We start from the raw sequence: 16,393 nt of genomic DNA, 5'->3' as shown, positions 1-16,393 counted from the left end.
GCGATGGGCGGGACCTGGGCAGGGGTGCGGGAGCGTGTGCTCGCGCTGCGGAAGGCGCCGCGGTGGTGGGCGGTGTTCGGCGCCGACTTCGCCGATCTCGGCCACAACTTCGAGCTGCTGCCCGTCCTCACCGAGGAGCAGCTGCGGGCGGTGGAGCGGCGGCTCGGGACCGAACTGCCCGCGGAGTACCGCACGTTCCTCCTGGAGGTGGGCGCCGGCGGCGCGGGCCCCTACTACGGTCTGTTCCCGATCAAGCCCCCCGGCCCTGACACCCCGCCCGCCACCGGCCACTGCGCGCTGCCGTTCCGCCCCGAGCTCTCGGCCGAGCTCGACGAGCACATGTGCGCGGAGCCTCTGAGAGCCGACCATCTGGACGCCGACGACGCCGACACCTTCGCCGCCACCTACGCCGCCTGGGACGCCCGCCACGACGAACTGCTCGACGCCGTGACCGAGGGCACCCTCTGCGTCAGCGACCAAGGCTGCGCGTACTACTCGCTCCTCGTGGTCACCGGCCCCCTCTGTGGCACCATATGGAACGACATACGGGCCCTCGGCGAGGGCGTCGCCCCGGCCGAACTGCGCGGCAAGACGGGGCACGTCTCGTTCGCGGAGTGGTATCTGGACTGGCTCGACCACGCGGAGCGCCGCGCCTGGGACGAGACCACCGAGCCCCCGCCACGCCTCAAGTTCGCCTCCGACCAGAGCTGACTCGAGCGGCCTTGCGCCGCGTGCGCCACAGAGCTAACCTACAACCAAATGGTTGTAGATGAATCGACCGACGAGACCGTGGACCGCCTGTTCCACGCGCTGGCCGACACCACCCGCCGCGACATCCTCCACCGCTGCGTGCGGGGCGAGCTGTCGGTGTCACGGCTGGCCGAGGTCTACCCCATGAGCTTCGCCGCGGTGCAGAAGCATGTGGCGGTACTGGAACGGGCCGGTCTTGTCACCAAGCAGCGCCGCGGACGGGAGCAGCTGGTGCGCACCGACCCGGAGGCCATAGTCCGCGCGCGGCAGGTGCTCGACGAGCTCGAGACGGCCTGGCGCGGGCGAGTGCATCGGATGGCCGGCCTGCTCGCGGAGGACTCCGGCCCCCAAGAGAACAACCCGACGGAAGGACGAGACCGATGAGTGTCACCAGCCTGGACAAGGACTTCGACAGTCTGACCCTCACCCTGATCGCCGACTTCGCCGCGCCGGTCGAACGGGTGTGGCGGCTGTGGGCCGACCCGCGGCAGCTGGAGCGCTGGTGGGGTCCGCCGACCTACCCGGCAACCATGGAGCAGCACGATCTGACCCCGGGCGGAGAAGTCGCCTACTTCATGACCGGCCCGGAAGGCGACAAGCACCACGGCTGGTGGCGTATCACCTCGGTCAACGCGCCGACGTCCCTGGAGTTCACCGACGGCTTCGCCAACCCGGACGGGACACCGGCCGCCGACATGCCCACCACCACCGTGCGGGTGCTGCTGACCGAGCACGACGGCGGCACCCGGATGGAACTGCGCTCGGCCTATGACTCCCGGGAGCAGATGGAGCGGATGCTGGAGATGGGCATGGCCGAGGGCCTGCAGCAGGCGGTCGGCCAGATGGACGCCCTGCTCGCCGACTGACCCGGTCCTCCGATCCGGTCTCGCAGTCGCGCACACGGAGGGTGGACCACGATGACACGCGATCCCGACGCCGATCTCGCCGCGTCGGCCCCGGGCACCCCGGGCCTGCCTTCGGCCACCGGCAGCCGGAGGATGGCCTGGGCGGCGCTGCCACGCGAGCTGACCGTGCGGATCGAGCGGCTGCTCGGCAGCCCGGTGGCCACCGCCGTCGGCCAGCCGGGCGGGTTCTCCGAGGGGCTGGCCGCCCGGGTGCGCCTGGCGAACGGCGGACGCGCGTTCGTCAAGGCAGCGAGCTCGTCGGCGGCGCCGGCCGTGGCGGACTTCCACCGCCGGGAGATCGCGGTCTCGTGGCGGCTTCCGCCAGAGGCGTCGGCACCACGGCTGCTGAATGCCTACGACGACGGCACCTGGGTGGTGCTGGTCTTCGAGGAGATCCAAGGGCACCTGCCCGCTCAGCCGTGGCGGCCGGACGAGTTGGACCGGGTGATCGCGGCAGTCACCGATATGGCGACGGCCCTGACGCCGTCCCCCGTCGAGGCGGCGATCCTGAGCAAACCGCGCCTCGGCGGGTGGCCGGCGCTGGCGGAAGACACCGCCGTCAGGGCCAGGGTTGAGGAGCTGTCACCGTGGGCGGCCCGCCACTTCGATGAACTCGCCACCCTGGAGGCGAACGCCCCGCTGGACGGCGACACGCTTCTGCACGGAGACCTGTACCCGTTCAACATCATGCTGACGGCGGACCGGGTGTTCGTCGTCGACTGGCCGCACGCCTGGATCGGGCCCCGTCACTGCGATCTCATCACGCTGCTGTCCAGCGCATCCCTCAGTGGCGTGGATCCACAGCCGATCGCCGAGAGCCACCCGCTGATACGCGCACTCGACCGCGTCCATGTCGACTCGGTGCTGGCGGCGCACGCCGGTTTTCTGCTGCGCTCCGCCGCCTCGGCCGGGCCGGGCACCGATCGCAACATCGTGGCCATGATGACCGCGTTGGGCCTCGCCTCGCTGCGCTGGCTGGGACGGCGGCTTTGAAGCAGTGCTCAAAAGCCTGGCCGGTGGCAGGATTTATTCATGACCGATGCCTGGGAAGTGGCCTGCCGTTCCCCCTGGAAGCGCACCCTGTGGTTCTTCGTCGGGCTCGGGGCGGCCGGGGCGGGCCTGGCCGTGGTGCGCTTGGTGTTCTGGGACGGGCTCTGGGACGTATGGCCGGCGGGCGGGCTTTTGCTCGCGCTGGTGGGCGTCGTCTCGCTGCGCGGTGCCACCGCCCGGGTGAGCGCCGACACACACGGCCTGCACACGCGGACGCTGCTGCGCCGCCGGAGCGTGCCGTGGGATGACGTCGCCGACCTACGCGTACGTCTGAAGTACGCGAACACGCCCCGGGTCCAGGAGACCCGGGGCGTCATCCTGGTGCTGCGCGACGGGCGTAAGCGGCTGCTGCCCCTGCCGCGGAGCTGGTCGTCCCACGACCCGGACTTCGACGCGCAGTTGGAAGCGCTCCGCGCAATGCACCGCCGTTACGGAGCACCGCAGTCGAGCCACATCCCCGTCATCTCGTACCGCACCGCCGGGCGTGGCTGGGTGGGGTCGCTGAGCCTGTGTGCGCTGCTGGTGGCGGGCGCGGGGGTGGCCGCGTGGTTTGTGCCGGGGATGGTGTCGGACGAGCGGGCCTGGCGGTCGGCCGCCCCGTGCACCGCCCGGACGCCCGCCACCGAGCGCGGCACATGCCTGACCACCCTGCCGGCCGTGATCGCGCGGACCGACGTCAACGGGCTCAAGCAGCCCAGTTGGCTGTACTTCACCGGCAGTCGGCCACTGGAGCGGCTAGAGGTCTCGAGCGATGCCGCCGAGGATTTCGAGGCCGGCGACAGAGTCGAACTGACCGTGTGGCGCGGCCAGGTGAGGGAGGTCGCCGGAGCGGGCCATGTGTGGCGCGACCACATCCCCGCCGGCGGTGAAGTGGCCGTCATGGCGGCCGTGTTCGTGCTCGGCGCGGGCTACCCCGGAGCCCAGGTGCTGCTGCGGGTGCGTGGGCGCCGGCTGCCGGACGACGAAGTCCTCCCGTCGGCGCTTCCGTTCGCGGCGGCGCTCGCCGGTACGGCCCTGTGGTTGCTGCCGCTGTGCTACCTCCACCCCACGACCCTGCTGGCCTCCCCCGGCTCGATCACCTGGGCGGCCACGGGCTCGCTGGTCACGGTGGGCCTGCTCACCTGGGCCTGGCGCGCCACCCGGGTCCGTACGCCCGCCGAGCCCCAGGTCACCGGTGGTCCCGCCGAGCAGGAGACGGAGGCGTTCCTGGCCGCCCGCTTCCTGGAGCACACCGACTACAACCCGCATGGCTTCGGCACCCACATCGTCCTCGGCGGCGGCCCGCCCGCGGTGACACCCCACCCCGGCCCGGGCCGGTTCGCGGCGAAGCGGATACCGGTGGAACGGCTCAGCGTCGCGAACGTACGGCGCGCCCGGGGCAGCGATGGCGACACCGTCCCCCGCAGCTGGCACATCGCCGAACTCGACGACGCGGGCGAGCCGGTGCGCCTCGCGGCCGCCCCGGACGACCTGGTCCGCATCATCCGCGAGCTGGCCCCCGCGAAGGCCCGGTAGCGGTCAGCCCGGAAACGGTCAGCTCGCCAGGAGTTCCACGGCCGGACCGTCGCCGAAGGTGAGGCGGCAGGTGTCGGCGCGGTAGGTGGCGACGGCCACGGCGAGCGTATGGCCGACCGCCGTATAGCGGGTGGTGACCACGAGGACGGGGGCGCCGGGCAGCCGGTCCAGCTGCTTGGCGTCGTCGGCGCGGGCGGAGCCCAGTTCGACGGACTGCTCGCGGCCTTCGAGCGCGACGCGGCGCAGTTCGCGCAGGACCGCGCGGGCGCGCGGGGCGCCGGGCGGGGTGTCGATGGCGGTGAGGCCGGAGACGGAGTCGGACGGGACGTAAAGGAGCTCGGCGGCGATCGGCTGGCCGTGGCCGACACGGATGCGGCGCACGGTGTGCACCAGGGTGCCGGGCGGTACGTCGAGGAGCCGGGCGACCGCGGCGGGCGGCTCCGCCTCCGTGCTGTCGACGGGCTGCCAGGCCGCGTCGTCGGCGTCCTCCCAGCTGTGGGCCCGGTCGCCGACCGCGATGCCCATACGGGGCGGGGCGACGGTCGTGCCGACGCCCCGGCGGCGCTGCAGCCTGCCCTCCAGCTCGAGCTGTTCGAGCGCCTGCCTGAGGGTGGCGCGGGCCACGCCGAAGCGGGCCGCGAGCTCACGCTCGTTGGGCAGGATCTCACCGATCGCGAACTCCGAGTCGAGCGCTTCGCTGAGCACGGTCTTGAGGTGCCAGTACTTGGGCTCCGGCACCGATTCGAGCTGCGTGGTCCCCACCCTGTCCTCCACAACAGATCTGCGTGCTTGATATGTGTGTTTCTTTATTAAAGGTTGTTGCAGTATCTAGTGCGACCATAAGGCGGCGCCCAGCCTTGGTCAAGACCAATCGACGGGCCGCCTAGGATGCGGCCATGACATCAGACTCCTATCTCTCCGAGCTGTTCTCCCTGAACGGCCAGGTCGCCGTGGTGACCGGCGGCAGTTCAGGCATCGGCCGCGCCATCGCCGGAGCGCTGGCGCGCGCGGGCGCGAACGTCGTCGTAGTGGCCCGCAGGGAGGCGGAGTTGGCCGCCACGGTCGGGGAACTGACGGAGCAGGGCTGCCGCGCGGCCCGGGTGAGCGCCGATCTGAGCACGCGCGACGGAGTGCGCGCGGCGGCAGAGGAAGCGGCGGCGGTCTTCGGGGAGCCCGACATCCTCGTCAACAGCGCCGGGATCAATCTGCGGCCCCCGATGAGCGAGCTCGGCGAGGACGTGTGGGACACCACGATGGCTGTGAACCTGGAGGCGCCCTATCTGCTGGGGCAGCGGTTCGGCCCGAAGATGGCCGAACGGGGCTTCGGGCGGATCATCCACATCACCTCCCAGCAGGCGCACCGGGCGTTCGTGCAGAGCGGCGCGTACGGCGTCTCCAAGGGGGCGTTGGAGTCGCTGGCCCGGTCACAGGCCGAGGCGTGGTCGCCGTACGGCGTCACCTGCAACACGCTGGTGCCGGGGTTCGTGATGACACCGCTCAACACACGGCTGTCCGCCGACCCCCAGCAGGTGGCGGCGCTGGCCGCGCGCACGATGGTCGGGCGCAACGGCCTGGCCGAGGACTTCGCGGGCGCGGCGGTGTTCCTGGCGAGCCGCGCCTCGGCCTATGTCACCGGACAGGCGCTCTTCGTCGACGGCGGGCTGTCCGTTCACTGACCCCCGTCACCGGGATACAGCTCCGCCAGGTGTGTCAGCTTGTCGGGGTTGCGCATGATGTAGACGGTCTGGATCCGGCCGTCGGCGACATCGAGGGAGAAAACCACGTCGGGGCGGCCGGCCGAGAACAGGACCATCGCGGGGCCGCCGTTGAGCTCGGTGAAGATCAGCTCCGGGTCCGGGACGGTGTTGTCCCGGCCCACTGCCGTGAGGAAGCGGGCGATCTTGTCCGCCGTCTCCATGATCCGCAGCGGCGCCTTGGCCTTGCCGTCGGTGTCGCCGATGAGGCGGACATCGGGCGCCAGCAGCGCGAGCAGCCCCTCGAGGTCGCCGCCCTGCGCGGCGGCCAGGAAACGCTCCGTCAGATCGCGGCGCTGCCGCTGGTCCACCTCGAACCGCGGTTTGCGCTCGTCCACATGGCGCCGCGCCCGCCCGGCCAACTGCCGCACCGCCGCCTCCGTACGGTCCAGGGCGGTGGCGATCTCCCCGTACGGAAAGCCGAAGGCCTCGCGCAGCACGAACACCGCGCGCTCCAGCGGGGAAAGCGACTCCAGGACCACCAGCACGGCCAGCGAGACGGACTCGACGAGCACCGCACGCTCGGCGGTGTCCGGGACGGTGTGGCCGAAGTCGGTGGCGATCGGCTCGGGCAGCCACGGGCCTACGTACGACTCGTGGCGGGCCTGCGCCTGCCGCAGCCGGTCGATGGCGAGCCGGGTGGTGATCCGTACGAGATAGCCGCGGGGTTCGCGCACCGCCTCGCGGTCGGCCCCGGACCAGCGCAGCCACGCCTCCTGGACGACGTCCTCGGCGTCCGTCACCCGGCCCAGCATGCGGTAGGCCACCCCGGTCAGCAGGGAGCGGTGATCTTCGAAGACGTCCGTCGCGGCCCCGGCCGCGGTGTCAGAAGTGGCCACGCGGCCATCATCCCACCCGGCCGGGGCCCGGCCCGCACCGGGTCTACCCAGGGGTAACACCTGCTGACATCCTGTCTCGTAGCGTCACCGCGTCAGTGCGTGTGTACACCACTGCGCCTGCCAACCGACGAGGAGCCGCCCTATGGCCGCCACCATCACCTTCCCCATCGACACACCCACCGGGCGGCAGCCCGCGCGCGTCGTCTACGAGCGGCGCGGCACCGGTCGGCCCCTGGTACTGCTGCACGGCATCGGACACCACTGGCAGGCGTGGGAGCCGGTGCTTGACATCCTCGCCGTCGAGCGCGAGGTGACGGCCGTGGACCTGCCCGGCTTCGGGGAGTCCGCCGCGCTGCCGGACGGCGTCGGATACGGCCTGGAGGACACGGTGCCCGTGCTCGCCGCGCTGTTCGAAGCGCTCGACCTCGACCGTCCGGACGTCGCCGGGAACTCCCTCGGCGGGCTGCTCGCCCTCGAACTCGGCCGCCACAAGCTCGTACGGTCCGTCACCGCGCTCAGCCCGGCGCGGTTCTGGAGCGAGGCCGAACGCCGCTACGCCTCCGGGGTGCTGACGGCCATGCGGGTGGGCGCCCGGGCGATACCGCTGCCGCTGCTCGGCCGGCTGGCGCGGACGGCGGCCGGGCGGGCGGCGCTGACCGGCACCATCTACGCCCGTCCCGGGCGGCGTTCAGCCGAGGCGGTGGTCGCCGAGGCGCGGGCCATGCGCGAGGCGACCGGGTTCGAGGCCACCCTCGCGTCCGGGCGCGGCGCCACATTCACCGACGACGTCCCCGATGTGCCCGTCACCATCGGCTGGGGCACCCGCGACCGGGTGCTGCTGTCCCGTCAGGGCGTCCGGGCCAAGCGTGCGATCCCCGCGGCCCGGCTGGTCCGCCTCCCCGGCTGCGGCCACGTCCCCATGAACGACGACCCGGCCCTGGTCGCCCGCGTGATCCTGGACGGGAGCCGCTGACCCCACCAGGTTCGAACCCAGGACCACGCCCAGGGCGACCAGAAGGCTGCCCGCCGCCTGCGCCGGGCCGTAGCCGCCCGTGCCGACGAGCGGTGCGGTCGCGGCGGCGGAGACCGGGATCAGGCCGGAGAACAGGGTGGCCCGCTCGGCGCCGATCCGCTGGACGCCGACGTACCAGCACACGAAGCCGACGACGGTCACCACGGCCGCCTGCCACAGCAGCGCCACCGCCTCGCCGCCGTCCGGCGCCCTCAGCCACCCCCCGCCGTCGAGCACCAGGCCCAGCAGCGCGGACTCCACGGCGGCGAGGCCGCACGCCACGGCGGACAGCAGCCGGGGGCCGAGCGGCCGCAGGACGGGGACGGCGAGCACGGCGAACCCCACCTCGCCCGCGAGCGCCCCGACCGACCACAGCAGCCCTGCCGTGTCCGTACGCCCCCACCCCTGCACGGTGAACGCGCCCGCGGCCACCGACAGCGCCCCCGCGACCACCACCGGGGCCGGGCGCCGCCCGTCGAGCGCGGGCACGATCACGGCGACGACCACGGGCGCACAGCCCACGAACACCCCCGGCACCGCGGGCTCCGCGCTGCGCTCCGCCGCGAGCACGGCCAGGTTGAACCCCACCATGCCCACGGCCGCCAGCGCCGCCAACCGCCCCCACTGCCGCCCACTCAGCGCCCGCAACGGCCGCACCACCGCCTGCCCGCCACGCCCGGCGAGCGGCAGCAGCAGCACGCAGGCGAGGCCATAGCGCAGCGCCTGGCCGCCCGCGTGCGGGTAGTGGCCGAGCACGCTGTTGGCGGTGAACGACGCCCCGACCAGACAACACGCCACCCCCGCGAGCACCGCCCCCAGCAGGCTGTGCCGCGAAACACGCCGCCGGCCGCCGGCGCTGGGGGGCCTGTCCGTATCGCGGCCAGGCGCGGTGGCGGCCGAGGGGGGCGGGTCCCCCGGAAGATCGCTTCGGTTCATGGCACCGACGCTAAGGAGCCGATCGGCACCCTTTAAGGTCCAATCCGATGGCTGATTCGCAGACCACTTCCTGGACCGCCGCCTGGGAGCTGCTGCTCCCCACCGCGGCCGCGCCGCCACGCCGGCGCGGGCGGGTGCTGCAGTCCGCGCTGCGCGAGGCGGTGCGCTCCGGGCGGATCGCCGCCGGGACACGGTTGCCGTCCAGCCGGGAGCTGGCGGCCGACCTGGGGGTCTCGCGTGGGCTGGTGACCGACGCGTACGAGCAGTTGACGGCCGAGGGGTACCTCAGCAGCAGCCGGGGCTCGGGCACCTGGGTGAGCGGGGCGGCACAGACCACGGCGGTACGGGAGCACAGGCAGCCCGTCGCCGACGGCGCGCCCGGGACCGGGTTTCTGCCCGGCAGCCCCGATCTGGCGCTGTTCCCGCGCGCCGCGTGGTCGGCGGCGCATCGGCGGGTGCTGGCACGGCTTCCGCACAGCGGGCTCGGGTATCCGGATCCGCGCGGGCTGCCGGAGTTGCGGGCCGCCGTGGCGGGGCTGCTCACCCGCCGCCGTGGGGTGGTGGCGGATCCGGAGTGCGTGGTGATCTGCTCGGGCGTCGCGCAGGCCATGACGCTGCTGGGCTTCACACTGGCCGGTCTTGGCCACCGGGCCGTGGCGGTGGAGGACCCCGGCAGCCCGGAGCACACCGCGCTGCTCTCGGCGACCGGCCTGACGGCCCTCCCCGTGCCACTGGACGCGGAGGGCGTGTCCCCCGCCACGCTGGCCGCGTCGGGCGCGCGGGCCGCCCAGCTCACCCCCTGCCACCAGTTCCCCTCGGGCATCGCGTATTCGGCCCGGCGCCGCCTGGAATTGCTGGAGTGGGCGCGCACCGTCGACGGGCTGCTGGTGGAGGACGACTACGACGGCGACTTCCGCTACGACCGGGCGCCGGTCGGCGCGTTGCAGGGCCTCGACCCGGCCCGGGTCGCCTATGCCGGTTCGGTCAGCAAGTCGCTCGCCCCGGGGCTGCGGCTGGGCTGGCTGGTGATACCCGAACAGCTGGTGGACCTGGTCGTGGAGCGCAAGCGGACCATGGATCTCGGCAATCCCACGCTCGACCAGGCGCTGCTGGCCGACTTCATCGAACGCGGCGACTACGACCGGCAGTTGCGCCGCTGTCAGCGCGCCTACCGGGAGCGGCGCGACGCGCTGGTCGCGGCGCTGGCCGAACACTTCCCGGGCACGGAGGTGACCGGCATCGCCGCCGGGCTGCATGTCATCGCCCGGCTGCCGCGCCGGTACGGGCCCCAGGCGCGCTTCCTGGAGCGCGCGGCGCGGGCGGGGGTGGCACTGCGCCCGCTCGCCGACTTCGCGCACCGGCCCGGCCACGACGACGGACACGTACGTCTGGTGATGGGCTACGCCCATCTCTCCCCCGCCCGGATCGCCCAGGCCGTGGCCCTGATCGCCGATACCGGGGCCCCGGGCCTTTCCGCCGCCCCTCGGTGAGTTGTTCACTGTCCGTTCGAATGCGAGGCATCTGACAGCGATAGCAACGGGACGGCACAGCGGTTCCATGAGTATCAGGAGGTTCGGCATGGCGCGGGAATCCGACGGATCCGACAACAGAGGGCTCGGGCGGCGGGAGGTGTTGCTGGGTTCGGCGGCGGCGTCCGCCGCGCTGGCGGTGCCGACACTCGCGTCGGCGGCGTCGGCCGCGCCCGCGCAGGCGCTGTCCGGGCGGCCGAGCGCCCAGTGGGGCGTCCAGGTGGGCGACGTCACGACGTCCTCGGGCCTGGTGTGGGTACGGTCCGACCGCCCGGCCCGGATGGTCGTCGAGACGTCCGCGACCGAGTCGTTCGCGAAGGCGCGCCGCTGGCGGGGCCCGGTGCTGGGCGCCGGCAGCGACTTCACCGGCACCACCGCGCTGCACGGGCTGCCGCCCGGCACCCAGGTGCACTACCGGGTGCTGCTCGCCGACCCGGACGACCCGCGCCGCACCGGCGAGCCGGTGCACGGGACGTTCCGTACCGCCCCGGCCCGCCGCCAGGGGCTGCGGTTCGTATGGTCGGGCGACCTGGCCGGGCAGGGCTGGGGCATCAACCCGGACCTCGGCGGCTACCGGATCTACGAGGAGATGCGCCGGCTGGACCCGGACTTCTTCCTCTGCAGCGGTGACAACATCTACGCCGACGGCCCGCTGACGCAGAGCGTGACGCTGCCCGACGGCCGCACCTGGCGGAACATCACCACGGAGGAGAAGTCCAAGGTCGCCGAGACGCTGGCGGAGTACCGGGGCAACTTCCGGTACAACCTGCTCGACGCCAATCTCCGCGCCTTCAACGCCCAGGTGCCCACCATCGTCCAGTGGGACGACCACGAGGTGCTGAACAACTGGTACCCGGGCGAGATCCTCACCGACGACCGCTACACCGAGAAGAACGTGAACGTGCTGGCGGCGCGCTCGCGGCAGGCCTTCAGCGAGTACTTCCCCATCTCCACGATGCGGCAGGACCCCGAGGGCCGGGTGTACCGGGTGCTGCGGCACGGCCCGCTGCTCGATGTGTTCGTGCTGGACTGCCGTACGTACCGCGACGCCAACTCCCCCGGCCGGCAGCCCGAGGACACCCAGGGCATCCTCGGCGCCGAGCAGCTGGCCTGGCTCAAGCGGGAGCTGTCGGCGTCGCGCGCGGTGTGGAAGGTGATCGCGTGTGACATGCCGCTGGGTCTTGTGGTCCCGGACGGGGCGACGGACTTCGAGGCCGTCTCGCAGGGCGACCCGGGCGCGCCGCTGGGCCGCGAGCTCCAGATCGCGGAGTTGCTGCGGCACATCAAGCACCGGAAGATCACCGGCACGGTGTGGCTGACGGCGGACGTCCACTACACCAGCGCCCAGCACTACGACCCGTCGCGGGCGGCCTTCAAGGACTTCGCCCCGTTCTGGGAGTTCGTCTCCGGGCCGCTGAACGCGGGCGCGTTCCCGGCGGTGAAGCTGGACGGCACCTTCGGTCCTGAGCAGCCCTTCGTCAAGGCGCCGACCAGGGCGAACGTCTCCCCGGCCGAGGGCTTCCAGTTCTTCGGCGAGGTGGACATCAACGGGCACAGCGGCGAGCTGACGGTCCGGCTGCGCGAACTGGGCGGCACGGTGCTGTTCACCAAGGTGCTGCAGCCCGGGCGCGTCGGCCAGTGACGCGCGGGGCCGGGCTCGTACCGTACGGGCATGTCCGCAACCGGCCCCGTATCCCGTCTGACCTACCCGGAGACGGGCGCCACGCGCCAGTGGCCACTGCCCGCCGGCTACAGCCATCTCCGGGTGTCCGTCCCGCTGGGCCGCGGCCCCGACACGTTCGGGGCCGCGGGCCGGGCGGTGATGGACTGGCGGATGCACCGGGCGGTGGGGGTGTCGGTGCGCTGCTGGGAGCCGACCGCCGTGGCGGGCCTGCCCGTGGTGATCGGTCTTGGGGTGGGGAGGCTGCGGCTGCGCGCGCCGTGCCAGGTGGTGTGGACGGTGGCGGAGGAGACACGGACCGGCTTCGCGTACGGGACGCTGCCCGGCCATCCGGAGCGCGGCGAGGAGTCGTTCGTCGTCGGCCTGGAGCCGGACGGGGCCGTGGTGCTCACGGTGACGGCCTTCAGCCGCCCGGCGGTCTGGTACGCGCGGGCGGCCGGGCCGCTGGTGCCGCTCTTCCAGCGGGCGTACGCACGGCGCTGCGGGGCGGTGCTGCGGCGGCTGGCCGCGGCATGAGAACCTGAAGAAGAACCCGCCTGTCAACCACGCCATTCCAGACAAAACAGGCTTGCGCCACAATTGCCCTCTTAACCCATCGGTCACAGTGCGTTTGTGATCGCGCAACACCCCTCGGCAAGAGTGGGTGCATGACCCAAGCGACCCCTCACGACCACACCCGGCGACGCCCCCTCGGCCGGCGGTTCGATCTGGTGGAGCTGGCCGCCCGATGGTCACGGCGCCACGGCGACGGCCCCGTCACGGACGGCCCCAACGGCACGAACAGCACGGACGGCGCACCCGACACAAACCGCACGAACGGCGCCCGGAGCGCCGACACCACCCTATGGCGTATACGGACGACCGTACGGGACGAGCCGGGCACCCTCGCCGCGCTGTGCGCGGCGCTCGCCCGCCACGCGGTCGACATCCTGTCGCTGCAGACCCACCCGTTGGCGGACGGGACCGTGGACGAGTTCCTGCTCCGCGCCCCCGCCGATCTGCCGCCCTCCGAGCTGACCGACGCCGTCACGGCCGGCGGCGGCCGGGACACCTGGCTGGAGCGGGCCGACGCCCACGACCTGGTGGACGCGCCGACCCGAATACTGTCCCTGGCCACCCGCGCCGCCCTGGACTCCGCCGAACTCCCGCTCGCGCTGCGCCAGTTGCTCGGCCGTTGCACCATCCGGTCACTGCCCGCGAAGTCCCTGACCGGCCGTCCGCTGGAGGGGGTGCCACCGGTGGAGGGCGTACTGGAGGAGACCGTGATGCGGCTGCGGGACCCGTCCGGCGGCGCGATCACCATCGAGCGCCCGTATCTCCCCTTCACCCCGACCGAGTTCGCGCGCGCCCGCGCGCTCGTCGAGCTGGACGCCCGGCTGGGCCCGCGTGTTCCGCGCCGCCACGATGTGCTGACGCTGCCCGAGGGCAACGAGATCACCGTGCGCCGCGCCGACACCCGCGACCTGGACGCGGCCCGCGCGATGCACCAGCGGTGCTCGGCCGAGACGCTCGCCCTGCGCTACCACGGCCCGGTCGGCGACGCCGACCGCTACCTCGGCCACCTGCTCAGCCCGCGCTTCGGCCGCACCCTCGCCGCACACACGACCTCCGGGCAGTTGGTGGCCCTCGGCCATCTGCTGTGGGACGGGGACGAGACGGAGATCGCGCTGCTCGTCGAGGACGAGTGGCAGCGGCGGGGCATCGGCGGGGAACTGCTGCGGAGGCTGGTCGCGATGGCGGCCAAGACGGGGTGCGACAGCGTCTACGCCGTCACCCAGTCGGCCAACACCGGCATGGTCGCGGCGATGCGCGCGCTGGAGCTGCCGCTCGACTACCAGATCGAGGAGGGCACGCTCGTCATCACGGCCCGGCTCTCGCCCGCGGTGGTCTCGTCGGGCGCGTAGCCGACCGCCGTGCGGGGCGGGATACGGCAGAATCCAAGCAGACACGATCCGGGCACGACATGTTCCGGGCACGACATGATCTCGGTCAGGTACGTAACATCCAAATGCCCGTGACGCGACCCCGCCCGCCGTACGAGGATGACCGCATGTCCGACACCATTGACGCATCCCTGCCCCGCCAGGTGGCCGACGCCTACGTCGACGCCCTCATCGAACTCGATCCGATCACCGGCACCTACCTGGGTGTGCCCGAAAGCGCCCGGCGGCTGCCGGACTTCTCGCCCGCCGGGCAGGAGGCGCTGGCGGACCTCGCCCGCACCACCCTGGACCGGCTCGGCGAGGCCGAGGCGCGGCCCGGTGCGGACAGCGACATCGAGCGGCGCTGCGCCCGGCTGCTGCGGGAGCGGCTGAGCGCCGAGCTCGCCGTGCACGAGGCGCGGGAACACCTGCGGGCGGTCAGCAATCTCCACTCCCCGCTGCACGCCGTGCGCGGCGTCTTCACCGTGATGCCGACCGAGACCGAGGACGACTGGGCGGCGGTCGCCGCGCGGCTGCGCGCCGTACCGGCCGCCCTGGAGGAGTACCGCGCCTCGCTCGCCGAGGGGCTGCGGCAGGAACTGCCCGCCGGCCCCCGCCAGGTGACCACGGTCATCGGCCAACTCGAGGAGTGGATCGGCACCGACGGCGGCTGGTTCGCCGACTTCGCGGCCGGTGGCCCCGAGGCGCTGCGCGCCGAGTTGGACGAGGCGGCGGCCGAGGGCACCGGCGCCTTCGCCACGCTCCGCGACTGGCTGCGCGATGTGTACGAACCGGCGGTCCAGGGCGCGCCGGACGTCGTCGGGCGCGAGCGCTACCGCACTTGGTCGCGCATGTGGAACGGCACGGACCTCGACCTGGACGAGGCGTACGCCTACGGCTGGTCCGAATACCACCGGCTGCACGCTGAGATGCGCACCGAGGCGGAGAAGATCCTCCCCGGCGCCACCCCCTGGGAGGTGCTGCGCCACCTCGACGAGCACGGCCAGGCCATCGAGGGCGTCGAGGAGACCCGCGCCTGGCTGCAGGGGCTCATGGACCAGGCCATCGAGGCGCTGGACGGCACCCACTTCGACCTGGCCGAGCGGGTCAAGCGGGTCGAGTCGATGATCGCCCCGCCGGGCAGCGCGGCGGCGCCGTACTACACCCAGCCGTCGGTGGACTTCTCCCGCCCCGGCCGGACCTGGCTGCCCACCATGGGCGAGACCCGCTTCCCGGTGTACGACCTGGTCTCCACCTGGTACCACGAGGGCGTGCCCGGCCACCATCTGCAGCTCGCGCAGTGGGCGCATGTGGCGGACCAGCTCTCGCGCTACCAGGCCACCGTCGGCATGGTCAGCGCCAACGCGGAGGGCTGGGCGCTGTACGCGGAGCGGCTGATGGACGAGCTCGGCTTCCTCACCGACGCCGAACGGCGCCTGGGCTACCTCGACGCGCAGATGATGCGCGCGGTGCGCGTCATCATCGACATCGGTATGCACCTGGAGCTGGAGATCCCCGCCGACTCCCCATTCCACCCCGGGGAGCGCTGGACGCCGGAGCTGGCGCAGGAGTTCTTCGGCCGGCACAGCGGCCGGCCCGCGGACTTCATCGAGAGCGAGCTGGTGCGCTACCTGGGCATGCCGGGCCAGGCCATCGGCTACAAGCTGGGCGAACGCGCCTGGCTTACCGGGCGCGAGGCGGCCCGCAAGGCCCACGGTGACGCCTTCGACGCCAAGTCCTGGCACATGGCGGCCCTCTCACAGGGCTCGCTCGGCCTGGACGACCTGGTGGCCGAGCTCTCGGCGATCTGATGACGGGGTGAGGGGGCCGGGCGGACGGACGGACGGGCGGTGGCTCACGCCCGCGTCAGGTCCGCCCTCCCGCTCCGGCCGCGCCCCCGGCCGTACGGTGGCGCACCGCCGATCCGTCGCGGCCCTTCACCACCTCAAGACGCACCGGGATGCGCTGGCGTAGGTCCGCGACATGGCTGACGATGCCGACCGTACGGTCCCGCTCGCGCAGTGAGTCCAGCACGTCCAGGACCTCGTCGAGGGTCTGCTCGTCCAGGCTGCCGAAACCCTCGTCGATGAAGAGGGTGTCCAGCCGGGTGCCGCCCGCCTCGTCCGTCACCACGTCGGCGAGGCCGAGGGCGAGCGAGAGCGAGACGAAGAAGGTCTCACCGCCGGAGAGGGTGGCGGTGTCGCGCTCGCTGCCGGTCCAGGCGTCGATGACGTGCAGGCCGAGACCCGACCTGCCGCGGCCGCCCGTCCGGGCGTCGGAGTGCACGAGGGTGTAGCGCCCGGCGGACATGAGCCGCAGCCGGGCGCTGGCCGCGGCGGCGACCTGTTCGAGCCGGGCGGCCAGGACGTACGCCTCCAGGCGCATCTTCCGCTCGTTCTCGCCGGAGGTGCCCGCCGCGAGCGTGGCCAGGCGGGTCTCCGCCACCTCCGTCGGCCGTCTCACCGAACAAACCCACCGCTGGAACCACGTACACATCCGC

15 protein-coding genes are annotated in these 16,393 nt (G+C 72.9%); 12 read left to right on the top strand and 3 right to left on the bottom strand.

The window, feature by feature from the left end; genetic code table 11:
* Positions 1–3: 3 nt before the first annotated feature.
* Genes ACWDSL_RS32065 through ACWDSL_RS32045 form a run of 5 tightly spaced genes read left to right on the top strand, consistent with a single transcriptional unit; the run spans position 4 to position 4,220 of the window.
* On the top strand, positions 4–711 hold the full coding sequence (locus tag ACWDSL_RS32065; RefSeq protein ID WP_450491430.1) for an SMI1/KNR4 family protein: 708 nt from the start codon (positions 4–6) through the stop codon (positions 709–711).
* Between the two features lie 48 nt (positions 712–759).
* A complete protein-coding gene (locus tag ACWDSL_RS32060) occupies positions 760–1,134 on the top strand; it encodes an ArsR/SmtB family transcription factor (protein WP_450491428.1) in 375 nt (124 codons plus the stop codon).
* Positions 1,131–1,616: an SRPBCC family protein gene (locus tag ACWDSL_RS32055; protein WP_450491426.1), complete on the top strand. Its 486-nt coding sequence runs from the start codon at positions 1,131–1,133 to the stop codon at positions 1,614–1,616. The genes ACWDSL_RS32060 and ACWDSL_RS32055 overlap by 4 nt, the downstream gene beginning before the upstream one ends.
* Before the next feature lie 51 nt (positions 1,617–1,667).
* Positions 1,668–2,648, top strand: a complete 981-nt coding sequence (locus ACWDSL_RS32050; RefSeq protein WP_450491424.1) for an aminoglycoside phosphotransferase family protein — start codon at positions 1,668–1,670, stop codon at positions 2,646–2,648.
* Positions 2,649–2,687: 39 nt separating this feature from the next.
* Positions 2,688–4,220 carry a PH domain-containing protein gene (locus ACWDSL_RS32045; RefSeq protein WP_450491422.1) on the top strand — a complete coding sequence of 511 codons (1,533 nt, stop codon included), beginning with the start codon at positions 2,688–2,690 and terminating at the stop codon, positions 4,218–4,220.
* Positions 4,221–4,238: 18 nt separating this feature from the next.
* Here ACWDSL_RS32045 and ACWDSL_RS32040 read toward each other — a convergent pair whose 3' ends face one another.
* A complete protein-coding gene (locus ACWDSL_RS32040) occupies positions 4,239–4,982 on the bottom strand; it encodes a GntR family transcriptional regulator (RefSeq protein ID WP_450491420.1) in 744 nt (247 codons plus the stop codon).
* 134 nt (positions 4,983–5,116) lie between these two features.
* Here ACWDSL_RS32040 and ACWDSL_RS32035 point away from each other — a divergent pair, with 134 nt between their 5' ends.
* Positions 5,117–5,896 carry an SDR family NAD(P)-dependent oxidoreductase gene (locus ACWDSL_RS32035; protein ID WP_450491418.1) on the top strand — a complete coding sequence of 260 codons (780 nt, stop codon included), beginning with the start codon at positions 5,117–5,119 and terminating at the stop codon, positions 5,894–5,896.
* On the opposite strand, the gene ACWDSL_RS32030 is transcribed toward ACWDSL_RS32035, so the two are convergent.
* Complete coding sequence (locus tag ACWDSL_RS32030) at positions 5,890–6,813, bottom strand: RNA polymerase sigma-70 factor (RefSeq protein WP_450491416.1); 924 nt, start codon at positions 6,811–6,813, stop codon at positions 5,890–5,892. The genes ACWDSL_RS32035 and ACWDSL_RS32030 overlap by 7 nt on opposite strands.
* 142 nt (positions 6,814–6,955) lie before the next feature.
* On the opposite strand from ACWDSL_RS32030, the gene ACWDSL_RS32025 reads away from it, so the two are divergent.
* From ACWDSL_RS32025 to ACWDSL_RS32000, 6 genes are all read left to right on the top strand, one after another.
* Positions 6,956–7,786 (top strand): alpha/beta fold hydrolase, encoded by an 831-nt coding sequence (locus ACWDSL_RS32025; protein WP_450491414.1) that lies wholly within the window; start codon positions 6,956–6,958, stop codon positions 7,784–7,786.
* 1,022 nt (positions 7,787–8,808) lie between these two features.
* Positions 8,809–10,251 carry a MocR-like pyridoxine biosynthesis transcription factor PdxR gene (gene pdxR / locus ACWDSL_RS32020; protein ID WP_450491412.1) on the top strand — a complete coding sequence of 481 codons (1,443 nt, stop codon included), beginning with the start codon at positions 8,809–8,811 and terminating at the stop codon, positions 10,249–10,251.
* A gap of 88 nt (positions 10,252–10,339) precedes the next feature.
* Positions 10,340–11,932: an alkaline phosphatase D family protein gene (locus tag ACWDSL_RS32015; RefSeq protein WP_450491410.1), complete on the top strand. Its 1,593-nt coding sequence runs from the start codon at positions 10,340–10,342 to the stop codon at positions 11,930–11,932.
* A 30-nt stretch (positions 11,933–11,962) separates the two neighbouring features.
* On the top strand, positions 11,963–12,487 hold the full coding sequence (locus tag ACWDSL_RS32010; RefSeq protein WP_450491408.1) for a DUF1990 family protein: 525 nt from the start codon (positions 11,963–11,965) through the stop codon (positions 12,485–12,487).
* A gap of 131 nt (positions 12,488–12,618) precedes the next feature.
* The gene (locus ACWDSL_RS32005; protein ID WP_450491406.1) at positions 12,619–13,875 is read left to right on the top strand and encodes an N-acetyltransferase family protein; all 1,257 of its coding nucleotides are present in this window, start codon (positions 12,619–12,621) and stop codon (positions 13,873–13,875) included.
* A gap of 146 nt (positions 13,876–14,021) precedes the next feature.
* The gene (locus ACWDSL_RS32000) at positions 14,022–15,704 is read left to right on the top strand and encodes a DUF885 domain-containing protein (RefSeq protein ID WP_450491404.1); all 1,683 of its coding nucleotides are present in this window, start codon (positions 14,022–14,024) and stop codon (positions 15,702–15,704) included.
* Between the two features lie 55 nt (positions 15,705–15,759).
* On the opposite strand, the gene ACWDSL_RS31995 is transcribed toward ACWDSL_RS32000, so the two are convergent.
* On the bottom strand, positions 15,760–16,393 hold a 634-nt coding region (locus ACWDSL_RS31995), incomplete at its 5' end, for an SbcC/MukB-like Walker B domain-containing protein (protein WP_450491402.1).

The sequence above is a fragment of the Streptomyces sp. NPDC000941 genome, from assembly GCF_053599555.1.
This window is presented reverse-complemented; position numbering and strand designations above follow the sequence as displayed.

Excerpts from the sequence above, each read along its gene's own strand:
- ACWDSL_RS32065 (WP_450491430.1), top strand. The coding sequence starts at position 4 with ATGGGCGGGACCTGGGCAGGGGTGCGGGAGCGTGTGCTCGCGCTGCGG.
- ACWDSL_RS32060 (WP_450491428.1), top strand. The coding sequence starts at position 760 with ATGGTTGTAGATGAATCGACCGACGAGACCGTGGACCGCCTGTTCCAC.
- ACWDSL_RS32055 (WP_450491426.1), top strand. The coding sequence starts at position 1,131 with ATGAGTGTCACCAGCCTGGACAAGGACTTCGACAGTCTGACCCTCACC.
- ACWDSL_RS32050 (WP_450491424.1), top strand. The coding sequence starts at position 1,668 with ATGACACGCGATCCCGACGCCGATCTCGCCGCGTCGGCCCCGGGCACC.
- ACWDSL_RS32045 (WP_450491422.1), top strand. The coding sequence starts at position 2,688 with ATGACCGATGCCTGGGAAGTGGCCTGCCGTTCCCCCTGGAAGCGCACC.
- ACWDSL_RS32035 (WP_450491418.1), top strand. The coding sequence starts at position 5,117 with ATGACATCAGACTCCTATCTCTCCGAGCTGTTCTCCCTGAACGGCCAG.
- ACWDSL_RS32025 (WP_450491414.1), top strand. The coding sequence starts at position 6,956 with ATGGCCGCCACCATCACCTTCCCCATCGACACACCCACCGGGCGGCAG.
- pdxR (WP_450491412.1), top strand. The coding sequence starts at position 8,809 with ATGGCTGATTCGCAGACCACTTCCTGGACCGCCGCCTGGGAGCTGCTG.
- ACWDSL_RS32015 (WP_450491410.1), top strand. The coding sequence starts at position 10,340 with ATGGCGCGGGAATCCGACGGATCCGACAACAGAGGGCTCGGGCGGCGG.
- ACWDSL_RS32010 (WP_450491408.1), top strand. The coding sequence starts at position 11,963 with ATGTCCGCAACCGGCCCCGTATCCCGTCTGACCTACCCGGAGACGGGC.
- ACWDSL_RS32005 (WP_450491406.1), top strand. The coding sequence starts at position 12,619 with ATGACCCAAGCGACCCCTCACGACCACACCCGGCGACGCCCCCTCGGC.
- ACWDSL_RS32000 (WP_450491404.1), top strand. The coding sequence starts at position 14,022 with ATGTCCGACACCATTGACGCATCCCTGCCCCGCCAGGTGGCCGACGCC.